We start from the raw sequence: 8,001 nt of genomic DNA, 5'->3' as shown, positions 1-8,001 counted from the left end.
AGATTGGGCCGCCTCATTCTACTGATCCCATAATGGGAGGGCCAAAGAGCCGATCCCGAAGAGAAGCAAGGGCCCGCGAAAGACGTTAATCACCAGCCGAGCGGAAAGCTCGAAAGCGCTTGACCTCAACACGCCGAATAGAGAAGTTCCCTCCATCCTGGCTCCTTTTGACCTACAAGGTCCCACCCGAGCCGGCCGCCAAGCGCATCGCGTTATGGCGCCGGCTCAAGGGCATGGGCGCGGTCTATCTGCAGAACGGCGTGTGCCTCCTGCCGAAGACCGACGATCATGTCCGACGGCTCAAGATGCTGGAGAACGACGTGGCGGAGATGGGCGGTGAAGCCGTGATCCTGGAAACAGTCGCCCTCGACCGCGCCCAGGAAGACAAGGTGATCAACCGCTTCAAGGCCGATCGCGACGAGCAGTATCGTGAGTTCCTTGGCCGCTGCGCCGATTTCGAGGCCGAGATCGCCAAGGAGATCGCGATCAACAAGTTCACCTATGCCGAACTGGAGGAAGAGGACACAGACCTCAAGAAGCTTCAGGGATGGCTCGAGAAGATTAGCAAGCTCGACTTTTACGGCGCGACATTGGCCGAAGAGGCCTCAGAGCGGCTGCGCGCCTGCGAGGCGCTGCTCGACAGCTATGCCCAGCGCGTCTTCGACGCCCACGACGAGAACCGCTGAAATGAGCGACCAGGCCGGGAAGCCAACAATCACCGTCGAAAAAACGTCTTCTGCCGAAACCCGTCGCGGTATTCCGGCAGGCATCTGGGCGCTAGGCTTCGTCTCCCTGCTGATGGACACCTCCTCGGAAATGATTCATGCGCTGCTACCCGTCTATATGGTGGCGGTGCTCGGTACGTCGGCGCTGGCCGTCGGCATCATCGAGGGGATTGCCGAAGCAACCGCCTCGATCACCAAAGTGTTTTCAGGCGCGCTTAGCGATTGGCTTGGCAAACGTAAGTTCCTTGCAGTTCTCGGTTATGGCCTTGCCGCCTTCACCAAGCCGATCTTTCCTCTGGCTTCTTCGCTCGACTGGCTGATCGCAGCCCGCTTTATCGATCGGGTCGGAAAGGGCATTCGCGGCGCACCGCGTGACGCGCTCGTCGCCGATATCGCGCCGCCGGAGCTGCGCGGCGCGAGCTTCGGCCTGCGCCAGTCGCTCGATACGATCGGAGCTTTTGTCGGGCCGCTCCTCGCTATCGGTCTGATGTGGCTCACCGCGGATCACTTCCAAACGGTTTTCTGGATCGCTGTCATTCCGGCGTGTGTGTCCTTGGTGCTCATCATCGTCGCCGTCAGGGAGCCGGAGCGCCCGAAGGCATTGCGCAAGGTTCGGATGCCCTTGCGACGTGAGGAACTGCGCCGTTTGGATGCTGTTTACTGGTGGGTCGTGGTGATTGCCGCGGTCTTCAAGCTGGCTCGATTCAGCGAAGCGTTTCTCGTCCTCCGCGCGCAATCGATAGGCCTGCCGCTCGCGCTGATTCCGGTTGTGATGGTCGTCATGAGCCTCACCTATTCGCTCTCGGCCTATCCGATTGGCATCCTGTCTGATCGCATGGACAAGGTGATGATCCTGATCGTCGGACTGGTTCTGCTGGTTCTGGCAGATGTCGTGCTGGCGTTTGCGTCCAGCATTGTCGCGGTCGCAATTGGCGTCGTACTCTGGGGCCTTCACATGGGCTTCACCCAGGGCCTGCTTTCGACGCTTGTCGCCGAGACCGCGCCGTCGGAACTGCGCGGTACCGCCTTCGGCATGTTCAACCTGATCTGCGGTTTGGCCCTACTCGCCGCCAGCATCATCGCGGGAATCTTGTGGGATGCTGCCGGACCCCAGGGGACATTTCTGGCGGGCGCGGGCTTCGCGACGCTGACCGTACTGGGGTCTCTATGCTTTCGAGGACGACTAAAGTCAAAATATTGAATTGAACCCGATGATTCAGCCAAATAAAGTAAAAATGCGGAATTCCCTATGCGGATACCGAATCACAACATCGGAAACAAAATGAAGACAATTTCCGAACTCGGGAAATTTCAACAGAAACGCCGCATAGCAATCGGCGTTGTTATGATTCTTTTGATCATCGCTTTGCTTTTTGTTCGCTCATCCTCCACGGGGCGATTTCATGAGTATCTGGAGGCCGTTGGCCTGAGTCTGATCGTCGCGGCTATTATTGGGCGAATGTGGTGTACTCTTTATATCGGTGGGCGCAAAGGCGCCGAGATTGTACAAAGTGGTCCATACTCGGTATCACGCAATCCACTCTACGTTTTCAGTGCTATCGGCGCCGTGGGAATTGGAGCGCAAACGGGAAGTATAATCATTGCGGTTGGTTTCGGTGTCATATGCTACCTGGCCTTTATGATTGTTATCCGAACAGAGGAGAATTTTTTACGGACTAGTTTCGGAGAGGTATATGATACTTACTTCGCACAAGTTCCAAAGTTTTTCCCGGATTTCTCGTTGTTTCACGATGAGAAGGAACTCGTTGTCAAACCGGAGCGGATATATCGAACATTTACAGACGGGCTCGTCTTTTTCGTAGCCTATCCGTTCTTCGAATTTATCGAATATCTTCAGTATTCCGGGACTTTGCCAATACTGATGCATATATATTGAGGCGATTGCATCAGATTATTCCGTTGGCAGGACATTATGAGGATATGGCATTGCAACTCTACGATCTCGATGCCGCCGCGACCCGCGCCGTCAACAGCCTTGTCGGAGCTAGCGCCTCGGTCGATTTCCTGATGATCTGGGTGTCCGCCATCGGTGTGCCGCTGCTCGTGCCGGCGGTCGCCGCGCAATGGTGGCGAGGATCGGATAGGCCGCACAACAGACACGTTCTCGTCGCGACGGGGCTCTCTTTCCTGCTCGGCCTTGCTATCAATCAGCTTATCCTGCTGTTTGTTCATCGCATGCGACCCTATGACAGCGGCATCTCCCATCTGCTGATCAGCCCCAGCGCCGATCCGTCATTCCCTTCCGATCATGCGACCGCGACCTTCGCCATTGCGGCGGCTTTTCTGTTACACGGGATGCGGCGCACGGGACGGTGGTTCCTCGCGGCGGCTGTGCTGGTGGCGGTCTCCCGCGTCTATATCGGCACGCACTATGTGAGCGACGTCCTCGGCGGAGCCGCGACGGGTATCGTCGCCGCTATATTGGTCCGCGCGCTCTACCGGGAGGGGACACGCCTTGATCGGTTCGTCACCTCCGTCCTTTAGAGGAGCGCGGGATGGTGGCGTCCTTCTTTTCCGCCGTTACCGCGTTCATCGCGGCGCATCCGCATTTGGCCTATGCGGCGGTGCTTCTGTTGGCGCTGTCGGAATCCATACCCGTCATCGGAGTTTTTATTCCAGGCACCGCCGCAATCCTGGCAATCAGCGCACTGGTACCCAGCGGCATTGTAAAACTCTGGCCGCTGCTCGGCGCGGCCTCCGCCGGGGCAATCATCGGCGACGGCCTCTCGTTCTGGATCGGCCATCGCTATCACCGCGAGATCCTTGAACGATGGCCGCTCAACCGACATCCGGACCTCATCACGCGCAGCGAGGCATTTTTCGCGAAGCACGGCGACAAAAGCGTCTTTATCGCCCGATTCACACCGGGCGTGCGCGCCTTCGTCCCCCTGATCGCCGGCATGTTAGGGCTGTCGGTGCGGCGGTTCTACGTTGCCAACATCCTGTCCGCGCTGGTGTGGGCGCCGTCCCATGTTTTGCCCGCTGTGTTCGTCGGCGCTGCTTTCAGCATGTTCGGCGCGGCCGCCAAACCCCTCACTGTTCTGGTTGTTCTCATCGTTGTCTTCATCTGGGTGCTGCTCCGTCTCGCCCGGTTCGCCCTGCGCCAAGGTCCGACGCTTGCATCGGCTCTGTCGGGCTGGCTTCGGCACCGCACGGCCATGAGCCACTCCCGGTGGGGTCGCTTCGCGCTGGATCTTCTCGATCCGTCGCGTCCCGACGCCCGAGGACTGGCGCTCCTCGCCGTGTTGCTGATCGGCTCCGCCTGGCTGTTCTTCGGCATTCTCGAAGATGTCGTCAGTGGCGACCCTCTCGTACGCGCCGATAACGCGATCTACCAGGCACTCCAGGATCTGCGAACCGTTCCGGGCGATTCCGTAATGCTGATAACCACCGAGCTTGGCGATACGGTGGTCGTGATGACGGTAACGATCGCCGTGTTTCTATGGCTTGCCTGGAGACGGGCATGGCGTCCAGCGGCCTACTGGCTGGCGGCAGTTGGCGGTGCATCCGTGCTCAACACGGTCATAAAAGTCACGCTCCATCGCGCCCGGCCGACCGAGTTGTTCTACACGGGCTGGAGCGCATTTTCCTTTCCCAGCGGCCACAGCACAGTCAATCTCGCCGTCTACGGCTTTCTCGCTTTCCTGATCGGACGTGAACTTCGTCCGATGTGGCGCCTTCCGGTCGCTTTGACCGCTCTATCCTTTGCACTGCTGATAGCGTTCTCGCGCGTCTATCTGGGCGCTCACTGGTTCTCGGACGCGGTCGGGGGGCTTGCCTTCGGTACGGCCTGGCTGGCAGTGCTCGGATTCTTCTACATGCGAAAGCCGGCAAAATCAGTCGGCGCGACGTCATTGATGGTGATCGCCGGCGCGGCACTCGCGCTAGCCGGGGGGTTGAACGTCTATCGACATCACTCTCTCGATGTCGAACGCTATGCCGTAAACCGAGCGACCCCCACGATGATGGCCAACGACTGGTGGACGTCAGGTTGGCAACGGCTGCCGCCCAGGCGGATCGATCTGACCGGCGAGATCGAAGAGCCCTTCACGATCCAGTGGGCGGGAGACCTTTCTGCAATTCGACAGGATTTGCTGAGCAAGGGATGGCGTCTGCCCGCGCCATGGGCGTCATCCAGGATACTGGGTTGGCTCTCCGCGAAGACAACTCCTGTCGAATTGCCGGTTACCCCTCATCTCGCCAGCGGAAGGCTGCCGAGCTTGACGCTCGTCCTGCAAAACGGAGCTGCACCGAACAACACTCGGTTCGTGCTCCGGCTTTGGGATGCAGATATCAACCTCATGGGAGAAAAACTCGCACCGGTCTGGATCGGTTCGGTCGTGCAGGAACAGATCGAGCGGCCGCTGTCGCTATCCTCTGCTGTCTCAACCCAGGCCGATGCCAACACGCCGCGCGACATTCTGGCACAAATGCTTGGATCAGGGCGTATTGCGGTACGCCCCGACGCTGAAGCGAACACGGATTGGGACGGAGGGGTTCTGCTGCTGCGAACAGGATTTTAACGCCGAGGCGCTTAAGGGAGTGGCGGCCCCAAGCTAAGCCAAGAACCCACCATCGACCGCACATCCCTGTCCCCATGACCATGGTCTACACGGGAACTCAGAGGTCAAGGAAAGCGTGTCCTCAGATTGGCCTAAGCTTTCGCTGGCATGCCCAGGTCAGAGCTCCGAAGCCGAGACAGGCGTACAAGGACAACCATAGCCACCATTCAAGTACAGGCTGATAATCGGGCAAGGAACCTTCTTGCCATTCGATCAGTGCCAGATTGGGAGCCAAACCGCACACCGCCATAATCGTCGCGGCAATCACCACACCGACGATTGTTGGTGCGCTCGCCCGCATGACGGCGCCATCGATGCTGCGAGCCTTCAAAGGTGTGCCGATCATTTTTGCAGCCAGGCGATGGCGGGGCGGGTCCATCGACGCCTCGCGCTCGCTCAAGGGAAAGCCAAATCGCGCAAAAACAATCTGGATAATCGGAACGACAACGACGGCGATCATTGAGGACGCCATCACGTCACTGATGTAGTGCGCAGTCGTGATGAAGCGCGTGCATGCCAGAATGGCTGCGCCAGCAAGCGCCAGGCTGCGGTAACGCGGAAAGATCAGGGCCAAAGCGACGCCCGCTGCCACCGCACAGGCGGTGTGTCCCGACGGGAATGAATTATATTCGTGCCCGAATCTGAAAAAAAAGAACTGAAAAATATCCTGATTGAACAACAATTCTGGCCGAGCGCGACCAAATACGACTTTGAGAACATCGACGATAATGCCGGTCGATGCAACGCTCGTTAAAACGAAAAGTGACCTGGAAGCATAAAGTGGATTCTTCCACATGAACCGGAACAGTATGAACAGAGCGGCAGCCGGGACGATGAACCAGTAGGCTTTGCCGAAGTCTGTCAAAAATCGCGCAATATGCACCAGTGTCGCGTCACGCTGACTTGCAAAGAACAACGCAACAGGACGATCAACCAGCTCCTCCAGCGCATGGAGCTGGACTACCGTTGCCAGAAGAGCTGATAAGGCTGCGCCGGCCAATACCCATTTTTCTAGAGTTCGGGAAAGTGCTTGTGCTGACGCCTGCATTCGGACTGTCCTCGGCGATATTGGTGTTGAAGCTGGCAGACGATCACATAAGGCCGGGCCGCTCCTCAAAGTCCCTCCTCGGCAATAGCAAGCTTCTCGCCTTCGCCGGGGGCTGCCATCTTTTTATCCTCATCAACGTCAGCGAGTTCCTCGCCCTCGTGCCGAACGCTCATGAAGATGACGATTGCAACAATTGCGGCGAGGAAGATCGCGCTGGTGATGATCGTGCCGAGGCCGAAACCGCCATACTGCGCGGGCTGGGACATCAGGTCGCCGAAGGAGGCGCCGAGAGGCCGGGTCAGGATATAGACCAGCCAGAAGCCGAGGATCGCGTCGAGGCCGAGGAAAAAATAGCCGATGCTGAGCGAGAGGATGATCATCCCGAACAGGACGCCGGTCGCCAGATAGCCCAGCGCGAATTGTTCCGCCACCAGATCGCCGGCGGCCGTCCCAAGCGCGAAGGTGAACAGGATGGCCAGCCAGTAAAAGGCCTCACGCCGCCCGGTGTAGATGGAGTGGATCGAAAGCGTCCCTTCGGCTCTGAACCAGAGCAGGAACGTCAGCGCCAGGGCGACCGAGAACGCAATCGTCGTATCCAGCAGCGGAACATGGAAATTGTCGACCAGGTTATCGGTGATCAACGTGCCAACGATGCTGATCAGCACCACGGACAGCCAGTAGGCGGCGGGAACATATTTCTTCTGCGCGAACTGCCAGACCAGGGCGAGCGCCAGAACTGCGGACATGATCAGTGATGTCGCCGTCAGGCCGAGGCCCATCTGCACGTTGAGATAATCGGCGGCCGTTTCACCCATGGTGACGGCCATCAGTTTTATGAGCCAGAAGTCGGTTGTGACGCGGGGAACGCGATTGTAAACAGCAGCTTTGGTGGCCGGTGCAGACATTGTGGGTATCCTTGAATGGGCGTCGGGCGGCGGTTTGCAGAGTGACGGTGTTTGTCGTCTACCTCACTGTGCAGGCTGGGCCGGATTGTTGAGACCCGCCGTCAAAACGGTGAGGGTTTTGTTGATCTTGTCCGCCGACGGGTTCGATTGACGAAGAGCCTTCAATGCAGCGTCAGAGGCCGCGTCGATGTTGTTCCAATCGTTCTGGTTCAGTGGACGGATCGCGGTCTCGGCCTGGTCCCATGCCGTTTCATAATCGGTGATGCGCTTGGCAGCGCCGGGGAGATCGCCCTTGGAAGCGAGGGTCTGGACGTCAGCAATGATGGCCTTAAACGACGACAAGTCGCCGAGGCCCGCAGTTTTGACTGGTGCAGTACTGGCGTAGAGCTCAAAGCCGGTGAAAGCGGCTACCGGAGCGGTAATGAGTGCGATGGCAAGAAAAATCTGTTTCATCAGTTAATTTCCCTGAATTGTGGCACTGCAAGGCATACTTGGCTTCCGTATCGCTCCTAGAAGGTTGAATGGCATTCCTGCAGCGATATCTCGATACGCCCACCGCTCTACTTGGCGCGCTCGGTCGGCCCACTGTGACTACAGGGCAATCGCATATGGCTCACGCGAGTAAGCCATTGAGAACGTTTCGGAGAAAGTCGTCATCCCAGCCTGCCCTCTTGAGCTTGATGGAGAGCGAGCCCTTCGACGTGTCCCTGCGCATGACGTCGAGAGCACGGCGACGCAGG

General features: G+C 58.4%; 8 protein-coding genes. 5 read left to right on the top strand and 3 right to left on the bottom strand.

Annotated features, from left to right (window positions below; all coding sequences use genetic code 11):
- The first annotated feature begins 167 nt into the window (after window positions 1-167).
- The 5 genes from FJQ48_RS12715 to FJQ48_RS12695 all read left to right on the top strand — a co-directional run bounded on the left by FJQ48_RS12715 (window position 168) and on the right by FJQ48_RS12695 (window position 5,269).
- Window positions 168-686 carry a Chromate resistance protein ChrB gene (locus tag FJQ48_RS12715; RefSeq protein ID WP_094574518.1) on the top strand — a complete coding sequence of 173 codons (519 nt, stop codon included), beginning with the start codon at window positions 168-170 and terminating at the stop codon, window positions 684-686.
- A gap of 1 nt (window position 687) precedes the next feature.
- Complete coding sequence (locus FJQ48_RS12710; RefSeq protein WP_094574520.1) at window positions 688-1,926, top strand: MFS transporter; 1,239 nt, start codon at window positions 688-690, stop codon at window positions 1,924-1,926.
- 81 nt (window positions 1,927-2,007) lie between these two features.
- Entirely contained in the window at window positions 2,008-2,622 is a 615-nt protein-coding gene (locus tag FJQ48_RS12705; protein WP_125303055.1) for an isoprenylcysteine carboxylmethyltransferase family protein, read from the top strand.
- A 44-nt stretch (window positions 2,623-2,666) separates the two neighbouring features.
- Window positions 2,667-3,230 carry a phosphatase PAP2 family protein gene (locus FJQ48_RS12700; RefSeq protein WP_094574522.1) on the top strand — a complete coding sequence of 188 codons (564 nt, stop codon included), beginning with the start codon at window positions 2,667-2,669 and terminating at the stop codon, window positions 3,228-3,230.
- 11 nt (window positions 3,231-3,241) lie between these two features.
- Window positions 3,242-5,269 (top strand): bifunctional DedA family/phosphatase PAP2 family protein, encoded by a 2,028-nt coding sequence (locus FJQ48_RS12695; RefSeq protein WP_094574524.1) that lies wholly within the window; start codon window positions 3,242-3,244, stop codon window positions 5,267-5,269.
- 121 nt (window positions 5,270-5,390) lie between these two features.
- Here FJQ48_RS12695 and FJQ48_RS12690 read toward each other — a convergent pair whose 3' ends face one another.
- The 3 genes from FJQ48_RS12690 to FJQ48_RS12680 form a co-directional block, all read right to left on the bottom strand.
- Window positions 5,391-6,356 (bottom strand): phosphatase PAP2 family protein, encoded by a 966-nt coding sequence (locus FJQ48_RS12690; RefSeq protein WP_139975414.1) that lies wholly within the window; start codon window positions 6,354-6,356, stop codon window positions 5,391-5,393.
- 65 nt (window positions 6,357-6,421) lie between these two features.
- Window positions 6,422-7,261 carry a hypothetical protein gene (locus FJQ48_RS12685; RefSeq protein ID WP_094574528.1) on the bottom strand — a complete coding sequence of 280 codons (840 nt, stop codon included), beginning with the start codon at window positions 7,259-7,261 and terminating at the stop codon, window positions 6,422-6,424.
- 63 nt (window positions 7,262-7,324) lie between these two features.
- Window positions 7,325-7,714, bottom strand: a complete 390-nt coding sequence (locus tag FJQ48_RS12680) for a hypothetical protein (RefSeq protein ID WP_094574530.1) — start codon at window positions 7,712-7,714, stop codon at window positions 7,325-7,327.
- Window positions 7,715-8,001: the final 287 nt, after the last annotated feature.

The sequence above is a fragment of the Ochrobactrum sp. CGA5 genome (assembly GCF_006345815.1).
GTDB lineage: Bacteria > Pseudomonadota > Alphaproteobacteria > Rhizobiales > Rhizobiaceae > Brucella.
This window is presented reverse-complemented; position numbering and strand designations above follow the sequence as displayed.